We start from the raw sequence: 19,634 nt of genomic DNA, 5'->3' as shown, positions 1-19,634 counted from the left end.
TCTGGAACAGTAAATGCCATGCAGTGCATTTTTATCCTAGGATGCATAAATCTGATGTTGCTGGGAGAAGGAGCGATAGGCGTGGCCGGACGGCTGTATGAACTGGGGCGCTGGGCGGCGCGGCGTCGGGGCCGGGTGCTGCTGGCGTGGCTGTTGCTGGTTGTGGTGGTCAGCACGTTGGGTGGTGCGCTGGGCGGACAGCTGGGCACCACGTACTCCGTGCCTGGCATTGAGTCGCAGCAGGCGCAGGAACTCCTCGCCCGGAAGTTTCCGGCTGCCTCCGGTGGTTCCGCGCGCGTGATCATCGCCGCGCCTGAGGGGCGCACTCTGACGGAGGCTGGCGCCCGCGAAGCATTGGCGGGCGCGTTGGATTCCGTTGCCCGGGTTCCGGGGGTGGTGCATGTCGCCGGGCCGGAGACGGGAGGGGCGCTGTCGGCGGACCGTAGGATCGGGTACGCGGATGTCCAGTTCGCTCAGCCGGCCTCCGAGGTGACGGAGTCGGCCAGGTCGGCTCTGTCCGGGGCGGTGGAGCCGCTGCGTGAGGCCGGTCTGCAGGTCGAGTTCGGCGGTTCGGTGCTGCCTGTCGCGGGCGGCGGGATCGGTGGCGCCGGAGAGATCGTCGGTGTGATCGTCGCGTTCGTCGTTCTGGCCGTCACCCTCGGTTCGCTGTTGGCCGCCGGACTGCCCCTGCTCACCGCACTGGTGGGTGTCGCCGTCGGTGTGATGGGGGTCCTTTTCGTGTCGGGCTTCGTGGAGATGACCAACACGGCCACCGTGCTGGCCCTGATGATCGGCCTGGCCGTGGGAATCGACTACGCCCTGTTCGTCATCTCCCGCCATCGCGAGCTGCTGGCCGATCCCGGCACCCGCGTGGAGGAGGCGATCGCGCGGGCCACCGCCACGGCCGGGACCGCAGTCCTCTTCGCCGGCCTGACCGTCGTGACCGCGCTGGCCGCCCTGGCGCTGACCGGGATCCCGTTCCTTGCCGTCATGGGTCTGGCCGCCGCGTTCACCGTGCTCGTCGCCGTGACGGTCGCGGTCACCCTGGTTCCGGCTCTCCTGTCCTACTCGGGTGAACGCCTCCGGCCCCGGCTCCGCCCGACCACAAGGAAGCCGGCCGGAGCATGGAGCATGGCCTGGGCCCGGGGCGTCACCCGCCGCCCCGTCATCGTCCTTCTCACCGGTACCGTCCTGCTGACCACGCTCGCCCTGCCCGCGCGCAACCTCCGTCTCGGACTGCCCGGCAACGAGAGCCAGCCCGTCGCCAGCACCCAGCATCGTGGATACCAGCTGCTCGCCGAAGGCTTCGGCCCCGGCTTCAACGCCACTCTGGCCGTGGTCGTCGCCGATCTTCCCGCTGCCGAACGCCAGCAGGTCCTCGACGGCCTGCGCACCACGCTGACCGCCGAGAAGGGCGTCGCCGTCGTCGCTCCTCCGGTCACCAACGCGGACGGATCCGTCGCGCTGCTCGGCATCGTGCCCACCACCGGCCCCGACGACGACGCCACCACCGACCTCGTCCACCGTCTGCGCGACGGCCACCAGACCGTGACCGATGCCGGCGGCACCATGTACGTGGCGGGCGCGACCGCCGCCACCATCGACATCTCCGCCAAGCTCGCCGACGCACTGCCCCTGCTGCTCTGCATCACCGTCCTGCTTGCCCTGCTCCTCCTGACCATCGCCTTCCGGTCCCTGCTCGTCCCCCTCAAGGCGATCGTGGGATTCCTGCTGTCCATCGCCGCCAGCCTCGGAGCGGTCGTGTGGGTCTTTCAGGACGGACACCTCGCCGGCGTCGTCCAGCTCGCCGCAGCCGCCCCGATCCTGTGCTTCCTGCCCGTCCTGGTCATCGGCGTGCTCTTCGGACTCGCCATGGACTACGAGGTCTTCCTCGTCTCCCGGATCCGCGAGCACTACCAGCACACCGGCAACGCGCACGAGGCCATCACCCACGGCCTCGCCCGCAGCGGACGCGTCGTCACCGCTGCCGCACTCATCATGGCCGCCGTCTTCGGCGGATTCATCTTCAGCCCCGACCCCGTCATCAAGTCCATCGGCTTCGCCCTCACCGTCGGCGTCCTCATCGACGCCTTCCTCGTACGCCTCACCCTCGTCCCCGCTGCCCTGGCCATCCTCGGAGACCGCGCCTGGTCCCTCCCCGCACGCCTGGACCGACTCGTCCCCCACGTCGACATCGAAGGCACCACGACGACCGTCGCACCCACGGTCCCGGACTCCAAGGAGCCCGTCGCCGCCACCCGGACCTGACCGCCCGCCTGCCACGGCGTGCCTCTGGGGCCAGAGGCACCGGCCATGGACTCCCGGAGGCCGCTGCCCCGCCCGCTTGCACCGGGCTGGGCAGTGGGCCCGGGCAGGCGGGACAACTCGCACTGCAGGTGCTGTGCGAGACGAACCATGAAGTGATCGATCGACTTGCAGAGCGCACAGTGGTTTTGAGGAGACGCCGAGTGATCCCGATGCCGCCCCACCGTACGAAGGGCCCGGGTGTACTCGGCGCCCCCGGTCCCGGCACCAACGGATCCTTCGGTCGCTGGCCGGAGCCGGACAAAAACGACCCGGCACAGGGTCCACCACCGGAAACACTGCGAACGCACACCCTCGTGTGCCCGCACTGCGCGGCGGGACCGGCTGACGGTCAGACCCGCACTCTCGCCCTGGACGGGGACCGACTCAGCGTGACGTGGCATGCCGTCTCCTGCCCCCACCACGCCGCCGACCGCGTCCTGGCGGAACACGAGCCAGCCTCTCCGAACCCACCGGGCACTCCGCCCCACGCCACGTAGTCGCACACGGTCGGGGCCCTGAACCAGAACCCTGACGGGCACCCCAGAACAGTCGCGGGCGAGCCGTGAGAACCCGCGTGCACATCACTTCAACCCGGGTACAGAGCCTGCGCTTTACGCGCCCTTGCGACAAAGGATGGATGGTGCAGATGGGCAGCGAAGGTTCCCCGCCCACACCCCAGCAGTCGCCCGTCATAGCCGGGGCGGACAACCCCCTGCCGTCCCGCCGGTCCCGGCTGCGCCGACGCGCCCTGTTCGTGGTCGCGACCCTGCTTGTCCTCGTGTTGTCCGCAGCGGCCGCGATCCTGTGGGTCATCACGGGCAAGTTCGTCGAGCCGATCGACGACACACCGTTGAACACCCGCATTGTTGCTGCCTCGCAGGGAACAGTGACGCTGCCCGCAACCCCCGAAACGGGCCTGCCGGGAACCTGGGGGCTCATCTGGCAGGAGGGTGAGGCAGGCGAGCGCCGTCAGGGCGTCCTCGGGCGGGTCCTTCGAACGGACGGGAACACGGTGACCCGTGAACTCACCACCGATGACGGGCCGCCCCCGGCCGGCGCCAAGGCGAAGGTCTCCGTCACCGTCTGGGACGGCGACCCGAAACGGACCCTCGCACTGGACTACCAGGACCTCACCTACCCAGGCGACCTCGGCCCGATGCCGGCCTGGTTCCTACCCGGCAGCGAGAAGACCTGGATCATCCAGATCCACGGACTTGGCGCCGGCCGCAGCGCGGGCCTGCGGACCATGCCGCACCTGAAAACGCTCGGCTTTCCCGTCCTCGACATCACCTGTCGCAACGACCCGGGCGCGCCCCACGACGCCCACGCCACACGCCGGTTCGGCGACGCCGAGTGGCACGACCTCGACGCCGCCGTCCGCTACGCCCGCACCCGCGGTGCCACCGGCGTGGTCCTGTACGGGTTCTCCATGGGCGGCGGCATCGTCGAGACCTACCTGGACCGCGCCACGGACACCAGTCTCGTTCGCGGGGTCGTCCTGGACTCCCCCGCACTGGACTACCGCGCCGCCATCAGCACGATCGTCGACGGATTCTCCCTGCCCGGAGCCGTCACCGACGTCGTCTCCGCGTTCGTGGAAATCCGCTCCGGCGCTGACCTCGACGCCGTCGACACCCTGACCGCCAACCGGCACAGCGGCGGCCCGAAGCAGCCCGTGCTTCTCTTCCACGGCACCGCCGACACCATCGTTCCCCACGCCACCAGCGCGGCGTTCGCCCATGACTGGCCCGACGACGTCACCCTCGTCACGGTCCCCGGCGCGAGCCACACCGGATCCTGGAACGTGGACCCCAACCGATACGAGCGCGCCCTCACGACCTTCCTCGAGCACCACGTCAGCCAAGGCCCGCCTTCAAAGCCTCGAAGACGTGCTCGACGCGATCCCACACGCATCGGTGCTCGGCGTTGTCTTCCCCCTCGCCAGGCAGAGGCTCGTCCGGGGGCGATTGCGCTGGGGGCGACGAGGCCGGTGTCGCTGCAAGCGCCCTCGGCCAGCGAGGATGCGCCGGCCTTCCGGTCGCGGACCGGGATCAGGGTGCCGTCCGCGATCCACAACCGCTCGCCCCTGTCGGCAGGCCCAGCCGGCCAGTGGCAGGCGGCACGGCCGGCCACCTGTCGCCCCGACGCGGCGCACTGGCGTCGCTCGCCGGTGAGCCGCGCTCCGCATGGTTCAAGGCCGCCGCGACGACCGCCTTGAACCGCGAGTGGCTGTGGCCCTCGGCCATCACGCGGTGGGATCCACGTTCCACGTCTCTGGCAGATCGCTGCCGCAGAAGACGCAGACGAAGTCGTCCTCGCGCACGATGTTGTGCTCCTGGCAGCCAGGACACCGGCGGAACACCACCTCGTGGGTGAAGCCGGAGGGCCGTTCGAGCCCTTCGTCCAGAGCACGAGCGACTTCCGACCAGGAGCCAGTGTCGGGGCAGTACCCGGTGGACTGGTTGCTGACCTCAGTCACGGCCCACCGGTCCCCCTCGCGCACGAAACCAACCTCGCCAGCACTCAAAACCATGGCTCCGCCGGCACAGGCAACGTGCTCGCTCCGTCGCGGCGCCAGCCGGAGCACACCGTCCGCGCCGACCACAAAGGTGAACGGCTCGGCCGGCTCCGTCGCCGATCGCCCAGCGATCCAGTCGCCGAATTCAGCTGCCGAGCTGATCCGGCAGCCGCAGCTGCCAGGCCGGACCGCAGCCTTCAGCTCGACCGGTCCGACGTATCGGTAACTCCGCCCCCGCGCACTCACGTCAGCCAACCTAGAGCACTTCCGACACACGCCTAGCCGGCCGGCTGCAATGCCCAGTAGTGCGGTTCGATGGGGGCCCGCCTCACCACGATCCGGCCGGTCACGCCGGGATCGTCCACGATCTTTCCGTACGAGTCGGAGAAGTCGCCGGGTGTGTGCTCGATGTCGGCCCACACCACGCTGTCGGGCCCGGCGGAGCCGTAGGAGACGGTCCACTCGGCGTACCTGTCACCGCAGCTGGTGACCGACACGCTGTGCTGCGACGTCACCTTCAGGCAGGTGCGCGGGTTCGAGCCCGACGGGGAGACTTCCATCATTCCGTCGGGGCGTCGCAGCACCTGCCAGTTCGCCGAGGTGGACGCGGTGTCCGTGCAGTCACCCAGCGACACCACGCCGATGCTCGCGTGTGTCTTGGGCCAGACCAGACACTTGCCGTCCGTGAGAGCCGCGAACCGGTAGACCCCGTCGACGAGCGGGGCGGCGTGGGCGGGTTGCGCGAGTGCCGCAGTGGCCGCGAGCGCGGCGGCCATGACGGCGATGACGCGTGAACGCATGGGGTGAGACTCCTCGAACAGCCGTGGTCGATCCGATCACACGGCACAGATGCGGTGGAGGGCAGCTGCCGCCGGAGACGGCGGCGGCACTGATCTTGGAACACCGGCCCGTCCGGCAGCGGCTCGCGGCGGCCGCTGCCACTCGTCTGGCCGAGCCGTGTCATCCGATGGCGTGGCGGCTCGGGATGCGGCCTCGCCGCCGAGAACCCCGTGAACACGAACGGGGGGCTGGGCCCGGCCCCGGGTGCGTCAGGCCGTCAGGCCCGCCGCGTTCAGGGTGTACGCCGTCAGCGGCTCGTAGAAGCGGGGGTCCAGGACGTGGTCGTCCAGGGGGATCGTGACCTGTATCGTCCCCTCCGCCTCGCCGATGAACAGCGCCGGCGTGATGTCAGCCGAGGACAGCGAAGCCCAAGGCGTGTTGTCGACACCCCGCCGTGGTCAACTCGCGCCGCGACGGTCACGGGGCGTCGAGCTCGAAGCTCTCCACCACCAGCACCAACTCCTCGATGGCAATCTCCGTGGCGGTGCCGCTGAGCGACGGCGCCGAGTACTGCTTGGGCCAGGCGTTGGTGAACTTCCACCGCAACGCCGGCTTGCCCGCCTCGTCGTTGAGCACGATGTGGCCGGTGCGGCGAATCACCGTGCCCTCCAGCACCGCTCGCCGCCAGTCCCACAGCTCGCGGTTGGTGGTGAAGCCGCGCTTGAGCGTGATGTCACCGAACTTCTTCAGCCCTGGGAGCTTGATCACCGAGAAGTCCATGTTGCCTTCGCGGTACTCGATCACGTCCTGCTCGGTGTTGGCCCCGCTGCACTCAGCGAAGCCATGTGAGCCCGCCAGGCCGTCGATGTCCAGCGTGAAATTGAACGCAGCGGAGGGATCAACCCTCTGTCCGGTCTGTGCCATAGCCGTTCCGCTCTGTGCCTACCGGGGACTGGGGCGGCCCCTTACCCACAACGGCAGATACGCCAGCTCAAAACGGCTGTACAGGCAGGAGCCGGACTGGTCAGATGAAACGCCCACTCGTGCACTACTGGCTGCGACTGGGCAGGGGTGTGGCCAACTGGGGCGTGTTTCGGAAGTGCTCTAGGTTGGCTCGAGTGAGTGTGCGGGGGCGGAGTTGCCGATACGTCGGACCGGTCGAGCTGAAGACAGCCCTTCGCGTCGGCCAGGGACTGGAGGCGGGTGAGGATGCGGTGCCAGCTGCCGTTCCGCTGCCATCGCCGGAACAGGTCGTCGACCCGGTTCCACGGTCCGTACTCGACGGGCACGTCCCGCCACGGAACACCGGTCCGGACCCGGAACCGTATGCCGTCGATCAGCTGCCGCCGGGGCCAGACGGGTGGCCGCCCCGCCTTCGCCCCCCCTCGGCAACAACGGCTCCAGCGTTGCCCACTGCTCGTCCGTGAGAGTTCCGTGGTCCGCCGCCACCGCTCGTACACCTCGCACCGTTCGGCTCCACGGCCTACAGACTTCGTCGGGCCGATGGACCTGAGGGGCAGACGATGACCGTCTCCAGGTCGAAAGCGACCGGCTTCGTCGCGGGGTCCGCGCGGTCCAGGGCGAGTGGGTGAGGTCAAGAGGCGGGAACGGAGTCCTCGAAGGCCGTTCCGTTCGAGCGGTACGTGGCGACCTTCGCCGCCACTTCGGCGGGGGTGAGGACCTGGTCCTTCACGTGAAGGACGTAGTCGACCTGCTCCTCGTAGGCGCGAGGGGTAGTGGAGGTCTGCCCGGCAAGGTCGATCAGCCACTGGTTGAAGTGGATCGACATGGGCCGCTCGGGCAGGTAGCGGGCGTCGTGCCGGGCGAACTCCTTGCCGTCGAGGTAGTAGACGAGCGCGGTGTCGTCGATGGTCAGGACGAGGTCGTGCCAGCCGGCCTGGCTCGTGCGGGCCTCGGTGTGCTGGTTGACGGCCTCCCAGGGGTCGGGGCGGAAGGTCTCCCAGGAGGTGGTGTAGAGGACGTTCGCCGTCTCGCCCCAGCCGCCGTTGGGGAGGTACTCGAAGTCGTACTCGGCGTAGTCGTCCGCCATCGGAGCGGTGAGGTCGTTGATGGTGAAGAAGCTCTGGACCAGGTGGTCACCGTCCGGACCACTGGCCGGAGCGTCCGCGAAGCGCACCCGGGCGGCGTACGTACCGCTCTTGAACTTCCGCACGCCCGTGTGCACTTCGGTTTGCCGGGTCGACGCGCCCGACCCCTGGGTCGACGTGCGCAGCGTCATGACGGAGTTCGTGCCCTGCTTGGCGAAGGTCACGTTCTCGGGCGCCCAGCTCGCGTCGCCGACACCGGGGCCGCCTCCGCCGGAGCGGATGGTCCAGCCGTGTGCGGCGATGGCCGGATCGGTGTGGCCGGTGTAGTCGAAGTCGTCGAAGAGGACGCCTCGGCCGGCCGGGGGCACGGTCGGACCGGTGGGGAGCGGATCGGTAGGCGTCGGAGTGGTGGGAGTGGGGCCGGTCGGGGTCGCGGGTGGGGTCGGCGTCGGCTCGTTTCCGGCCGGGGTGGTGCCCCAGACCTGCACGCCGCCGACGGTGGCGGTGACCTTGCTCCAGTCCCCGTACGCGGTCTGCGCCGGGCCGAACGAATAGTCGTCGAATTGGTCGAGGGGCTGCCAGTCGGAGCGGTGGAAGCGCAGTTGTACGTCCCCGGTGTCGGCACCCGGCGCGAGGGACCCGGCCTCCGCGGTGAACCCGACCTCCAGGTACCGGTCCGCCGCGGCGGTCGGACTGGTCAGCGTGCCGAACGTGCCCGTCACCTGCGTACAGCCCCTGACCGCCCAGTCGCACGCGTAGCTGTAGGAGGCGCCGGGGTCGCCCTTGAAGTAGTAGCGCACCTTGACCTGGCTCAACGGAATGCTCGTAGCCCCGGTGTTGACCACCGTGAGCCAGGGCGCAGCCTGGTCGCCGCCCGTGCCGCCATGCCGGTACCGGACGGCGACGCTCTCTTCCGCGGCGGCGGCCGGAAGGGCGGTCAACGCCGTGGCACCGAGGCCGATGACGGTGGCCGCTGCGAGGGCGGTGCGTATCCGCAGCTTGCGGCGGCCTGTTCCGTTGCGCATGGGGATTCCTCTTGGAGAGGTGATGGGGGAAGGCAGCACGATGCCGAGGGCGAAGCCTGCTGCTTCAACGCCCTTGGTGGGGACGGCTGATCATGCACCGAGGAGAAGTTGGCATAGACCAATGGGGGCGTCAACTCCTGGCTTCTCTCAGGCGCGCACGAGGGCGCCGCACTCGGCGTTGCCCGTGCCCGCCCCGTTCCGGGAAGGGGCTGCGTCCTGGGACCTGCAGGACGAGCGGATGGACTCGACCCGCCCGGTGGCCACCTCGCGGCGATCCGGCCCCGTGCCACGGGGCCGTGTGCTCAAGGCCCGGACCGAGCCGGGCCACAAGAGGTGCTCGCCCGGCGGCCTGAGCCGTCGGCCGGTCCGGCTCGTTCAGGACGTGTCCTGTGTCCGGTCGCGCAGGGCGTCCACCAGGACTGTGTGCAGGCGGGCGAGGTCGGCGGCCATGTCGATGTCGGGCTTGAGAAGCCACTGGAGCTGGAGGCCGTCGGTGACGGCGAGCAGGACGCGGGCCGCCCAGTCGGCGTCGAGTTCCGACTGGTCGACGGCTGCGGCGGGGGCGTTGGACGCGGCGGTCTTGGCGAGCACGCCGGCCAGGCCGTCGCGGTACCGCTCGTAGCGCCGGGCGAAGAAGTCGTGGGCCGGGTGCTCCGGTTCGGCAGCGGCAGCGGCCACATCGACGAAGAGCTTGACCAGCCCCGGCGTGGCGGCGTTGCGGGCCAGGATCTCCAGCGCGGCGGGCGGGTTCTCGATGGGGTCGCCGAAGGAGGCCACGGCCTCGGCGTCGCGGGCTTCGAGTACGGCCGTGAGCAGTCCCTCACGGTTGCCGAAGTGATGCAGCACGCCGGCGTCGGTCATCCCCACGCGCTGGGCGATGTCACGTACGGACACGCTACGGCTGCCCGCTTCCTCGTAGGCGGCGAGGGCGGCTTCGAGGATCTTCTGGCGCTTGGCCGAGGTCTTGGCGTAGGGGCCCCGAGGAGTGCTCATGCGGGCAGTCTACGAACCCCAGCTGAAAACCTTGAAGCTCTAGGGTTTCGCGGCTAGGGTGAGCCGACCTTGAGCGCGGGCACAGCAAAGGAGCTGTCCATGACGTCGCCGTCCGCCGGTCCGGTCCTGCCGGATGTGCCGGTCCCCGAGAAGGAACCATCCTCGAGAGCAGGCCGCCTGGGCCCCGTACTGGGCATCACGCACCTGAGCTGGATGCTGCCGGTCGCCGCGTCGCACACTCTGCTCCTGGCGCTCCTGGAACAGTTCGACGAGGGGACCAAGACCGGCCGCTACGCCGTCCTGGCAGGGGCCGGTGCGGTCGCCGCGATGGCGGCCAACATCGTGATCGGGGTGCTGTCGGACCGCACCCGCTCGCGCTGGGGGCGGCGTAACCCGTGGATCCTGTGCGGCGGGTTCACCACGGCCGTTCTGGGTTGCGCGGTGTCGTTCACACAGAGCTTTCCCGTCCTCGTACTGCTGTGGATCGGATTCCAGATCGGCCTCAACGCGGTCGTCGCACCGCTCAACGCGGTCATGCCCGACCGGGTGGCCCCCGCCCACCTGGGCAAGGCGTCCTCCTGGGCCGGTATCGGCTCGCTCCTTGGCATGGGGATCGGCGGCGTGACCGCCGGGCTTCTGGTCGCGGCGCCGGTGCTCGGGCTTCGCTGGATCTTCTGGACCATCCCGGTGGGCGGGCTCGTGCTGATGTTCGCTGCGCCCGACCGGTCGAGCGCCCGCCTGCCCCGGGAACGCTTCTCGGGCCGCCTTCTCGCCCGGAGCCTGGTGCCGCCACGGGACGCGGACCTGTTGTGGGCGATGGCCGGCAGGCTGCTGACCCTGCTCGGCATCAACCTCGTCCTCGTGTACCAGCTCTACGTGCTCAAGGACTACCTGGGCATGTCCACCGAGCGTGCCGGTTCCACGATCGCGCTGGCCGGCGTCCTCCACGTGGCCGTCTCCGGCGCCGCGATCGCGGTGTCCGGTCCGCTCTCCGACCGGCTCGGGCGGCGCAAGGTGTTCATCGTCGTCTCCGCCACGATCGGAGCGGCGGCCGTCGTACCACTGGCCGCCACCACCTCGCTGTGGGCGTACTTCACGTTCGTCGTCGCGGCGGCCCTCGGGTTCGGCTGCTTCCTCGCCGTCGACCAGGCCGTCATGGCCCAGGTGCTGCCGCAGGCGGAGAACCGGGCCCGGGACCTGGGCTTCCTCAACATCGCCAACACCGTGCCCTCCCTGATCGCCCCGATCCTCGCCGCCGCGGTGGTTCCCGCCTTCGGCTACCCGCCCTTGTTCCTGCTCGCGACCGTCATCGCCGTCGCCGGCGGCCTGTGCATCCTGCCGATCCGCCGCGTCGCATGACCGCGGCCCGTCCGGAAGGACCCCACCACCCCATGACGCGAACGTCCGCCCGCCCGGCGAGGTGTCCCGACGGATTCCTCTGGGGCGCCTCCACCTCCGCGCACCAGACCGAGGGCGCCAACACGGCCAGCGACTGGTGGGCCCTGGAACACAGCGGCCTCACCGACCGCATCGAGGAACCGAGCGGGGACGCCTGCGACAGCTACCACCGCTGGCGTGAGGACATGGACCTGCTCGCCGGACTCGGTTTCACCGACTACCGGTTCAGCATCGAATGGGCCCGCGTCGAACCCGCGCCGGGTCTGTTCTCCCGCGCCGCGATCGCCCACTACCGGCGCATGGTCGAGGGCGCCCTCGCGCGCGGACTGCGCCCCATGATCACTCTCCATCACTTCACCGCACCGCTCTGGTTCGCCGAGCGAGGCGGCTGGACCGCACCCGAAGCGCCCGAGGCGTTCGCCCGGTTCGTCCGGTCCGCGGCGCCCGTCTTCACCGACGGCGTCGAGCACGTGTGCACCATCAACGAGCCCAACATGGTCGCCGTCATGGCGGCGGTACGGCAGACGCTGACCGTCGGCGGCACCCTGCCCGCCCTCGGGCTCCCGCTGCCCGACCCGGCCACCACCACGGCCCTCGTCGCCGCCCACCGCCGTGCCGTCGACACGATCAAGACACTCTCACCCCACATCCGTACGGGCTGGTCCGTGGCCAACCAGGCGTACCAGGCGGTGGACGGGGCCGAGGACATCACCGCCGCCCACCGTCACCCCAGGGAGGACGTCTTCCTGGAGGCCGCGCGCGGGGACGACTGGCTCGGTGTCCAGTCGTACAGCCGTAACCTCGTCGGCCCCGACGGTCCCCTGCCCGTCCCCGAGGGCGCCGAACGGACCGCCATGGGATGGGAGTTCTACCCGGAGGCGCTCGGCGAGGCCCTGCGTCACAGCGCCGCCGTCGCCCCCGGCGTGCCGCTCGTCGTCACCGAGAACGGCATCGCGACCGATGACGACAGCCGGCGCATCGACTACACCACGCGTGCCCTCGCCTCCATGACCGCCGCCATGGCCGACGGCGCCGACGTGCGCGGCTACTTCCACTGGAGCGCCCTCGACAACTACGAGTGGGGCACCTTCGCGCCCGCCTTCGGACTGATCGCCGTGAACCGGCGGACCTTCGTCCGCTCGCCCAAGCCGTCCGCGGCCTGGCTCGGCTCCCTCAACCCCGCCCGTACGACCGCACAGGAGCTCGCATGACCGACACCGACCGCGGCGACCGTACGTCCCGGCGCGACCCCGGCCCGCTGAACCACGGACCCGCACCCGCATCTCACCGAGGGGAGACGACATGACGGCCGACGCGGCAACCGACCGGCTCACGCTGGAGGAACAGGCGTCCCTGACCTCCGGCAGCACCACCTGGAACACCACACCGGTACGGGACGTGGTGCTTGCCCTCACCCTGTCCGACGGTCCCCACGGGATCCGCCGGCAGAAGGACGTCCCGGGCGATCCGCTCGGAATCCAGGGCAGTCGGCCCGCCACCTGTTTCCCGCCCGCCGTCACGCTCGGCTCCTCCTGGGACCCGGCGCTCGCCGTCCGTGTCGGCGCCGCGATCGCCCGCGAGGCGTCCGCCCTGGGCATCGACGTCGTCCTCGGGCCGGGCGTCAACATCAAGCGCAGTCCGCTGTGCGGCCGGAACTTCGAGTACTTCTCCGAGGACCCGCACATCAGCGGGGTGATGGGGGCGGCGATCGTCGAGGGCATCCAGTCCCTGGGCGTCGGGGCGTGCGTCAAGCACTTCGCCGTGAACAACCAGGAGACGGACCGGATGCGGGTGAGCGCGGACGTCGACGAGCAGACGCTGCGCGAGATCTACCTGCCCGCGTTCGAGCACATCGTGCGCGAAGCGAAGCCGTACGCGGTGATGTGCTCGTACAACAGGGTCAACGGCGTCCACGCCAGCCAGCACCGTCGTCTGCTCACCGAGGTCCTGCGCGAGGAGTGGGGTTTCGACGGCCTGGTGATGTCGGACTGGGGCGCCGTGAACGACCGTGTCGCGGCGTTGGCCGCCGGGCTCGACCTGGAGATGCCGCCCACCGGCACCGACGACCAGATCGTGACAGCGGTGCGCGAGGGCCGGCTGGACCCCACGGTGGTGTCCACCGCGGCGGGTCGCCTGCTGACCCTGCGCGACCGGGTCGACCGGGCGGCCCGCTTCGAGGACTGGGACGTCGACGCCCACCACGAGCTGGCCCGCGAGGCGGCCCGTTCCTCGGCCGTCCTGCTGAAGAACGACGGCGGCCTGCTCCCGCTTGACCCGACGGCACGTCAGCACGTCGTAGTCATCGGCGAGTTCGCCCGCACGCTCCGCTTCCAGGGCGGGGGCAGCTCCCACGTCGAACCCACCCGCACCGACAGCCCCCTGGACGCGCTGCGCGAAGCAGTCGGCCCGGACACTGAGGTCGCCTTCGCGCCCGGATTCACCCTCGACGGAGAGCGCGACCCCGCACTCGTCTCCGAGGCCGTCGCCCTCGCGGCCCGCGCGGACGTGGCGCTGGTCTTCCTCGGCCTGCCCGAGGCGGCCGAGACCGAGGGCCTGGACCGTACGCACATCGGTCTGCCCGCAGCGCAGCTCGACCTCCTCCGCGAGGTCGCCGGTACGTGCGCACGGGTGGCCGTGGTCCTGGCCAACGGCGGTGTCGTGTCGGTCTCCGAATGGGAGGAGCACGCCCAGGCCGTCCTCGAAGGATGGCTGCCGGGCCAGGCCGGCGGCGCCGCCCTGGCCGACCTCCTCCTCGGACGTCACAGCCCCTCGGGCCGGCTCACCGAAACCATTCCCCACCGACTCGAGGACGTCCCCTCCCACCTGTACTTCCCCGGCGCCGACGGGCACGTCGTCCACGGCGAGGGCCGGTACGTCGGATACCGCCACTACGACACCCTCGACCGGCCCGTCGCCTACCCCTTCGGCCACGGCCTGACCTACACCACCTTCGCCTACAGCGACCTGACGGCGGAGCAGACCGGCGACAACCGGTGGACGGTCGAGGTCACGCTCACCAACACCGGCAACCGCTACGCCCACGAGGTCGCCCAGCTGTACGTCGCCCACGACGAGGCCCGTCCGACCCGCCCCCGCCACGAACTCCGCGGCTTCGCCAAGATCGGCCTGGAGCCGGGCGCGTCCGCCCGCGCACGCTTCGAGCTCACCGGCCGCGACCTGGCCCAGTGGTCCACCGGTCGCAACCGCCGACGCATCAGCCCCGGAGCCTTCACCGTCGAGGTCGGTGCCTCCTCACGCGACATCCGGCTCCGCACCGTCCTGACCACCCCGGGCGACGGCCGGGGCCACGATCTCACCGCGATGTCCACCCTCGGCGAATGGCTCGACCACCCCGTCGGCGGACCAGCCGTCCGCCAGGCACTGGAACAGGCGTCCGTCCCCATCGAGCTCGCACAGACCAACCCCGAACTGCTTGTCCTGGCCCGAGGTGTACCGCTCCTCAAGCTGTGCGGACTCGTCCCTGAACTCACCCCGGAGACCGTCGAGCGACTGGCCGCGCACCTGGCCGAGGAGGGAGCCCAGCACGCCCGGCCCTCGTGATCGAGCCTCGGTCAGAGGACAGGTCCGGGCACGCCGCGGACACGAACCGTCCTCCGCCGTTCGGCCCCTGGACGAACAGCACCGAGGCCTCCACGCACACACGGGTACCGGCCGTGACCCGGACGGACTGTGATCGTTGCACGGTCCGTCGAGTACTGGTCCAGTTCTTCAGTCATCAGGGAGTCAGCACGTGAGCAGTGGTGTCGTCAAGAACACGGCCGTAGCGGGTACGGGAGCGGGTGCCTCGGCCGGCATCCCGGTGGGCTCCTGCGGCGAGGGTGAGCTTCCCGACCTGGCGACGCCCGTGGCGCCGGTCGGTGGCGCGGTCGGATCGGTCGAGAACCTGGTCGCGTGGGAGCCGACCATCTTCGGGTGGGGCGTCTCCGACGGCGGTGAGAAGCAGTAGCGATGGCTGATGAGGTCACGTCGCCGAGGGACTCCGGTCCTTCGGCGGGTGACGGGCTGTTCGCCGCGTTCGGTGAACGGGTCGACCGGCAGCTGACTACCGACGCCGCGCGGCCGTCGCCGGCCGGCTGCCGTGGCCTGTTCGGGGAGCTGGCACGGTCGGGCACCGTGATGGAGGCGGTGCACCGGTTGTTGCGCCGCGCTGTCGAGGCCGGGCCCCGGCACCGGGTGGCGGGGTTCGACGGCGGGTCCTTCGTGCTTGCGCGGGGGTCGGGCTGGTCTCTGACGCTGCGGGCGACAGTGCCTTCGCTGCCGGAGAACCTCTTGGTCACCTCAGCGGCCGACTACATGCTCGCCGTCCCCTCCGGCGCACGGGACGGCGGGAGCATGGAGTGCTTCGGCCGGCCGGCCGGGAACCGCCCCGATCTCCTCGACCCGGCGGCTCGGCTCACACCGCGTGGCCGGCACCTTCTGCGGCCGGGGCAGGTGTTCACCCTGAGCGCGGATTCCCAGGTGGCGCGTCTGACGGCAGGTGACACAGGGCTGGTGCACCTGGTGTTCGCGGCCGATCCGCATCTGTCCTACCGGTTCGTCTACGACCGGGCCACGCTCGGGCCGGTGCGGATGATCAGCGCGGACGGCACGGCGTCCCGCCTGACGTACGCCGTCCGCCTGCTCGCCGCCTGCCGACGGCCCTCCTCCCTGCCCGTCCTGCGATCGCTCGCCGGGCACCCGTCGCACGAGGTGCGGTGGGAGGCGATCCGGGCCGTGCACCACGTCGATCCGGAGGCCTGCCGACAACTCCTCCAGGTCGCCGCCCACGACCCGCATCCCGAGGTCCGGCAGGCCGCGGTCCAGGCCCTGGTCCCGGAGAGTCAGGCCTCCAGGTGACCCATACCCTGACCCCGGCCGAGTCCGGAACCCTGGACCTGGCCGACTACCTCGACCACATCCGCGCCACCGTCGACCCCCACGACCCGGACTCCATCCTGGAATCCGCCGGGGCGCTGCGCGCGCTGAGCGACAACACCGACCTGCTGGTCGACCACCTCAACCAGGAGCTGGCCGACCTGGCCACCTGGCAGTCCGACAACCGCTACGCGGGACAGAGCCTGCTCCTGGGCCGAGGCGAGGGCTTCCTGGTCCGCGCCAACATCTGGATGCCGCCCAGCTCACTGACCGCCGGCGAGGAACAGGCCCTGCACTCCTACGAAACCCCGCACGACCACAACTTCTCGTTCCTGACCGTCGGACACCTCGGCCCCGGATACGCCACCACCATCTGGGAGTACGACCCCACAGCCGTCGACGGCCACCCCGGCGAACCCGTCGACCTGACCTACCTCGAACACACCACGCTCCCGCCCGGCAAGATCATGTACTACCGGGCAAGCCGTGACATCCACACCCAGCACCACCCCACCGAACTGTCGGTGTCGCTGAACCTCCTCCTCGACAACCCCGACCCCCTGGCCGAGCAACGCTTCTTCGACCCCGCCACCTCCACCATCACCCGCACGAACCACAGCCGGGCCGTCTCCGCACACCGCCTGCTCTGCGACCTCGCCGGCCACCTCGCGGACGACCGGAACACCTCGCTGCTGGAACACCTCACCGTCCACCACCCCGCGCCCGCGGTCCGTCACGCGGCCCTGGAGAACCTCGGCCGGAGCGCCGGAACCCAGGCCCTCCCCGCGCTCGAACGCGCCGCCCACGACCCCCACCCGGCCATCCGCGCCCACGCGCTGCGCACCCTGGACGAGTGGGACAGGCAGGAGCAGACCGCGTGAGCGCCCGGCTCCTTCAGGTGGTGCGGTGGTTCTGCAGGCGGGCGAGCGTGAGTTGCAGCCAGGTGATGTAGGAGGCGTGCTGGGAGAACCCGTATTCGTGGGCGGAAATGAACAGCTGCCGGGCCCACGCGGGGTCGATCTCGGGAAGCTGTGGCCGGAAGTCTGCGGACACCTCGTCCAGGGTCCCGGTCGGACTGGCGTCGTTGAGCCGGTACTCCAGTTCGGTGCGTACGACCGAGATGGCGAGATCCCGGTCGAGGAGGCCGGCGAACAGGAAGCGCAGCACGAAGTCGGGGTCCGCCAGGCGCGGCGACGGCTGATACGGCGAGCGGGCCCACTCCCACAGCGCCTCGCGGCCCTCCTCGGTCAGCGAGTACACCTTCGCGTCGGGCCCGCCGTCGCGCGGGTCGACCTCGAACTCGATCCAGCCGCGCTCGACCAGTTTGGCCAGCCGCCGATAGATCTGCGGGCCCTGGACCTGGTAGCCGATGTACCGGAGCCTGCCGTCCATCCACTGCCTCAGGTCGTAGCCGGAGAAGCGGGTGAGGGACAGCAGTCCGAGGATCAGCGAATCCAGATACACAGCACATCCCTACGGTGACGGGGCATGCCGGGAAGCCCCTCCTGAGCTCAGCGTAGGGGCGGCGTCGCCCCGTACCCAGGGGCGCCCTGCTCCGAAAGGGCCGCGATCCCGGCGAGGACGACGGCCAGGTCGAACGTGAACTGCTCGGCGGGGTCGGGGTCGTCCGGAATCCCGGCCCGCAGCAGCGGGAACTCCTGACCGGCGGAGGCCAGGATCGCGGGCAGAGAGGCACGCTGCTGCTCCGGGCCGCTCGCCCGGGCGACGAAGACCGCGCGGACGTGCGCCTGGACGACCTCGACGAGCAAGGTGAGGCATCGGAGGGAGACCTCGGGGCTGAAGCCGGCGCGTACCAGGACCGTCAGGACGGTCTCGACCTGGGCGAGTTGGCGGCGTCCGCTGCGGCCTTCCAGAAGGACGAAGTCGACGGGGGTGGCGTGGTCGACGAGCGCGGCACGCATGGCATGGGCGAACGCGGTGAGCCAGGTCTGCCAGTCGGCGTCGGGGGTGGGCATCCAGGACTCGTCGAGTGCCTCCTCCAGCCGGGCGACGGCGACCAGCGCGGCCATCTCCTCCCGGTCGGCCACGTGGTGATAGAGGGTGCCTCGGGGGACCCCGAGCCGGTCGGCGACCGCTTGCATGCTCAACGCCCGGCCGGCGTCCTCGATCGCGAGCGCGGCGTCGACGATCATGCCGCGGTCGATCAGATTCGGGCGCCCTGGCCTGCGCTTGGCCTCGTCCATCACGTACCTCCTCGTCGGCCCGAGCGTAGGGCCTCCACGGATCCCCGCCGCGGCGCCCTTGTTTTCTGCGGGCGCCGATTATAGATTCCGGCGCCCGCAGACAATTGTCTGGCGCGGCACCCGCCGCCTGTGCGGCAGCCTCGAAAGGACGTGCTCGCATGGCCCTCCCGCGATCCCGCCGACCACGTCGGCGCATCTCCACGGTCGTGCCCGTCGGCGCCGCGGTACTGGCGCTGACCGCGACCGCCTGCACCGTCCAGGACCAGAGCACTCCCTCCCCGGGCAGCTCCTCCGGCATCGTGAAGTCCGGGAACGCCCCCGGCGTGACGGCGGACAGCATCAAGATCGGCATCACCTACCCCGACCTGGCGAGCGTCAAAGCCTTCCTCGATGTGGACCTCGGCGACTACGAGGCCACATACAAGGCACTGATCGACAAGATCAACGCGGGCGGTGGCGTCCACGGGCGCAGACTCGTACCCGTGTTCGGAAAGCTCAACGTCGTCTCGGCGGCCGCAGCACAGGAAACCTGTGTGAAGCTCACCCAGGACGAGAAGGTGTTCGCCGTCCTCGGCACCTTCGCCGGGCCGGACCAGATCCCCTGCTACACCCGGACGAACAAGACCGCGGTCATCGGCGGGCAACAGCCCAAGGACATGTACGCGCAGGCTCAGGCCCCGTGGTTCAGCGAACTGGCCGGCAGCGATCTGATCGCGAAGGTCGTGCAGGTCTTCGCCGAGCGGGGAGACCTCGCGGGGCGGAAGATCGCGGTCGTGGGCACGGCCGAGGACCAGAGCTCCGTCGAGCACTCGCTGCTGCCCGCACTGCGCAAGGCCGGGGTCACCCCCGTGGCGACGGGCTACCTGCAGTCGCTCGGCGTCGACGCCGCGACACTCGCCCAGCAGACCGGCGTCCTCCTGCAGAAGGCTCGGTCCGCGGGCGCCGACACGCTGCTGCTCACCGGTACCCCCGCACAGTCGCTGCCGCTGGTCCTGGAGAAGACGACGTGGCGCCCGCGTCTGCTGTTCACCGACGCGCCGGGCGGTTATCAGGCGGCTTCGGGGAAACACGACTTCAGTACCCTGACCGGCGCTGTGGTCGCCACCCCGGACATCGTCTGGAGCGACCCGATGCTTCAGGACTGCGCCACCACCGTCGAACGCGCCGACCCGAGCCTGGCCGGCAAACTGGTCGATCCCGGCACCGTTCCGGCCGGGCAGCCGATTCCGGGCATCTCCCTGTGGACCGCCTGCCTGAACCTGAGGCTGTTCACGGCGATCGCCGACAAGGCCGGCACCGACCTGAACTACAGCACCTTTCAGCAGGCCGGCCTGGGTCTCGGGGCGATCCACCTCCCCGCCTACGCCGACGACGCCACCTACGGCCCGTCCAGCACCAACGGATCGATTCCGGTGAAGGCCAAGACCTACGACCCCGCCACCAACAGGTTCGTCCCGGCGGTCCCGGCCGGACACTGACGCAAAGG

At 70.4% G+C, this 19,634-nt stretch carries 16 protein-coding genes and 2 pseudogenes; 9 read left to right on the top strand and 9 right to left on the bottom strand.

The genetic code is table 11. From position 1 onward, the window contains the following. The first annotated feature begins 18 nt into the window (after window positions 1-18). Together GGE06_RS09370 and GGE06_RS09365 are read left to right on the top strand one after the other, a co-directional pair. Window positions 19-2,268 carry an MMPL family transporter gene (locus tag GGE06_RS09370; RefSeq protein WP_446696910.1) on the top strand — a complete coding sequence of 750 codons (2,250 nt, stop codon included), beginning with the start codon at window positions 19-21 and terminating at the stop codon, window positions 2,266-2,268. Window positions 2,269-2,944: 676 nt separating this feature from the next. Then, complete coding sequence (locus GGE06_RS09365) at window positions 2,945-4,525, top strand: alpha/beta hydrolase family protein (protein ID WP_184930504.1); 1,581 nt, start codon at window positions 2,945-2,947, stop codon at window positions 4,523-4,525. A gap of 27 nt (window positions 4,526-4,552) precedes the next feature. On the opposite strand, the gene GGE06_RS09360 is transcribed toward GGE06_RS09365, so the two are convergent. The 7 genes and pseudogenes from GGE06_RS09360 to GGE06_RS09330 all read right to left on the bottom strand — a co-directional run bounded on the left by GGE06_RS09360 (window position 4,553) and on the right by GGE06_RS09330 (window position 9,671). Then, the gene (locus GGE06_RS09360; protein WP_184930503.1) at window positions 4,553-5,071 is read right to left on the bottom strand and encodes a hypothetical protein; all 519 of its coding nucleotides are present in this window, start codon (window positions 5,069-5,071) and stop codon (window positions 4,553-4,555) included. Between the two features lie 32 nt (window positions 5,072-5,103). Further along, a complete protein-coding gene (locus tag GGE06_RS09355) occupies window positions 5,104-5,625 on the bottom strand; it encodes a hypothetical protein (protein WP_116156966.1) in 522 nt (173 codons plus the stop codon). Window positions 5,626-5,874: 249 nt separating this feature from the next. After that, window positions 5,875-6,006 (bottom strand): annotated as a pseudogene (locus tag GGE06_RS09350) (phosphatase); the annotation flags it as partial. Between the two features lie 76 nt (window positions 6,007-6,082). Then, on the bottom strand, window positions 6,083-6,529 hold the full coding sequence (locus GGE06_RS09345; protein ID WP_184930502.1) for a phage tail protein: 447 nt from the start codon (window positions 6,527-6,529) through the stop codon (window positions 6,083-6,085). Between the two features lie 179 nt (window positions 6,530-6,708). After that, window positions 6,709-7,054 (bottom strand): annotated as a pseudogene (locus GGE06_RS42345) (transposase); the annotation flags it as partial. A gap of 145 nt (window positions 7,055-7,199) precedes the next feature. Then, complete coding sequence (locus GGE06_RS09335; RefSeq protein ID WP_184930501.1) at window positions 7,200-8,678, bottom strand: cellulose binding domain-containing protein; 1,479 nt, start codon at window positions 8,676-8,678, stop codon at window positions 7,200-7,202. Window positions 8,679-9,053: 375 nt separating this feature from the next. Continuing rightward, window positions 9,054-9,671, bottom strand: coding sequence for a TetR/AcrR family transcriptional regulator (locus GGE06_RS09330; protein WP_184930500.1), 618 nt, complete (start codon window positions 9,669-9,671; stop codon window positions 9,054-9,056). A 99-nt stretch (window positions 9,672-9,770) separates the two neighbouring features. On the opposite strand from GGE06_RS09330, the gene GGE06_RS09325 reads away from it, so the two are divergent. From GGE06_RS09325 to GGE06_RS43650, 6 genes are all read left to right on the top strand, one after another. Continuing rightward, the gene (locus GGE06_RS09325) at window positions 9,771-11,030 is read left to right on the top strand and encodes an MFS transporter (protein ID WP_184930499.1); all 1,260 of its coding nucleotides are present in this window, start codon (window positions 9,771-9,773) and stop codon (window positions 11,028-11,030) included. Between the two features lie 32 nt (window positions 11,031-11,062). After that, entirely contained in the window at window positions 11,063-12,280 is a 1,218-nt protein-coding gene (locus GGE06_RS09320) for a glycoside hydrolase family 1 protein (RefSeq protein WP_184930498.1), read from the top strand. A gap of 91 nt (window positions 12,281-12,371) precedes the next feature. Then, window positions 12,372-14,630, top strand: coding sequence for a glycoside hydrolase family 3 C-terminal domain-containing protein (locus GGE06_RS09315; RefSeq protein ID WP_184930497.1), 2,259 nt, complete (start codon window positions 12,372-12,374; stop codon window positions 14,628-14,630). A gap of 190 nt (window positions 14,631-14,820) precedes the next feature. Beyond that, entirely contained in the window at window positions 14,821-15,036 is a 216-nt protein-coding gene (locus GGE06_RS09310; RefSeq protein ID WP_116156973.1) for a hypothetical protein, read from the top strand. Between the two features lie 2 nt (window positions 15,037-15,038). Beyond that, on the top strand, window positions 15,039-15,926 hold the full coding sequence (locus GGE06_RS09305) for a HEAT repeat domain-containing protein (RefSeq protein WP_184930496.1): 888 nt from the start codon (window positions 15,039-15,041) through the stop codon (window positions 15,924-15,926). Continuing rightward, the gene (locus tag GGE06_RS43650; protein ID WP_184930495.1) at window positions 15,923-16,825 is read left to right on the top strand and encodes a HEAT repeat domain-containing protein; all 903 of its coding nucleotides are present in this window, start codon (window positions 15,923-15,925) and stop codon (window positions 16,823-16,825) included. The genes GGE06_RS09305 and GGE06_RS43650 overlap by 4 nt, the downstream gene beginning before the upstream one ends. Before the next feature lie 13 nt (window positions 16,826-16,838). On the opposite strand, the gene GGE06_RS09295 is transcribed toward GGE06_RS43650, so the two are convergent. Both GGE06_RS09295 and GGE06_RS09290 read right to left on the bottom strand, forming a co-directional pair. Further along, a complete protein-coding gene (locus GGE06_RS09295; RefSeq protein ID WP_116156976.1) occupies window positions 16,839-17,408 on the bottom strand; it encodes a PadR family transcriptional regulator in 570 nt (189 codons plus the stop codon). Window positions 17,409-17,455: 47 nt separating this feature from the next. Beyond that, window positions 17,456-18,148 carry a TetR/AcrR family transcriptional regulator gene (locus tag GGE06_RS09290; RefSeq protein ID WP_116156977.1) on the bottom strand — a complete coding sequence of 231 codons (693 nt, stop codon included), beginning with the start codon at window positions 18,146-18,148 and terminating at the stop codon, window positions 17,456-17,458. Between the two features lie 158 nt (window positions 18,149-18,306). Here GGE06_RS09290 and GGE06_RS09285 point away from each other — a divergent pair, with 158 nt between their 5' ends. Then, a complete protein-coding gene (locus tag GGE06_RS09285; protein WP_184930494.1) occupies window positions 18,307-19,626 on the top strand; it encodes an ABC transporter substrate-binding protein in 1,320 nt (439 codons plus the stop codon). Window positions 19,627-19,634 lie beyond the last annotated feature (8 nt).

Origin of the sequence: Streptomyces nymphaeiformis (assembly GCF_014203895.1) — a bacterium.
Taxonomy (GTDB): Bacteria; Actinomycetota; Actinomycetes; order Streptomycetales; family Streptomycetaceae; genus Streptomyces; species Streptomyces nymphaeiformis.
This window is presented reverse-complemented; position numbering and strand designations above follow the sequence as displayed.

What these genes read in the sequence shown, in the direction of transcription:
- GGE06_RS09345 (WP_184930502.1), bottom strand. Translation starts at nt 6,529, where the DNA reads ATGGCACAGACCGGACAGAGGGTTGATCCCTCCGCTGCGTTCAATTTC.
- GGE06_RS09365 (WP_184930504.1), top strand. Translation starts at nt 2,945, where the DNA reads ATGGTGCAGATGGGCAGCGAAGGTTCCCCGCCCACACCCCAGCAGTCG.
- GGE06_RS09355 (WP_116156966.1), bottom strand. Translation starts at nt 5,625, where the DNA reads ATGCGTTCACGCGTCATCGCCGTCATGGCCGCCGCGCTCGCGGCCACT.
- GGE06_RS09305 (WP_184930496.1), top strand. Translation starts at nt 15,039, where the DNA reads ATGGCTGATGAGGTCACGTCGCCGAGGGACTCCGGTCCTTCGGCGGGT.
- GGE06_RS09320 (WP_184930498.1), top strand. Translation starts at nt 11,063, where the DNA reads ATGACGCGAACGTCCGCCCGCCCGGCGAGGTGTCCCGACGGATTCCTC.
- GGE06_RS09325 (WP_184930499.1), top strand. Translation starts at nt 9,771, where the DNA reads ATGACGTCGCCGTCCGCCGGTCCGGTCCTGCCGGATGTGCCGGTCCCC.
- GGE06_RS09370 (WP_446696910.1), top strand. Translation starts at nt 19, where the DNA reads ATGCAGTGCATTTTTATCCTAGGATGCATAAATCTGATGTTGCTGGGA.
- GGE06_RS09285 (WP_184930494.1), top strand. Translation starts at nt 18,307, where the DNA reads ATGGCCCTCCCGCGATCCCGCCGACCACGTCGGCGCATCTCCACGGTC.
- GGE06_RS09290 (WP_116156977.1), bottom strand. Translation starts at nt 18,148, where the DNA reads ATGGACGAGGCCAAGCGCAGGCCAGGGCGCCCGAATCTGATCGACCGC.
- GGE06_RS09330 (WP_184930500.1), bottom strand. Translation starts at nt 9,671, where the DNA reads ATGAGCACTCCTCGGGGCCCCTACGCCAAGACCTCGGCCAAGCGCCAG.
- GGE06_RS09315 (WP_184930497.1), top strand. Translation starts at nt 12,372, where the DNA reads ATGACGGCCGACGCGGCAACCGACCGGCTCACGCTGGAGGAACAGGCG.
- GGE06_RS09335 (WP_184930501.1), bottom strand. Translation starts at nt 8,678, where the DNA reads ATGCGCAACGGAACAGGCCGCCGCAAGCTGCGGATACGCACCGCCCTC.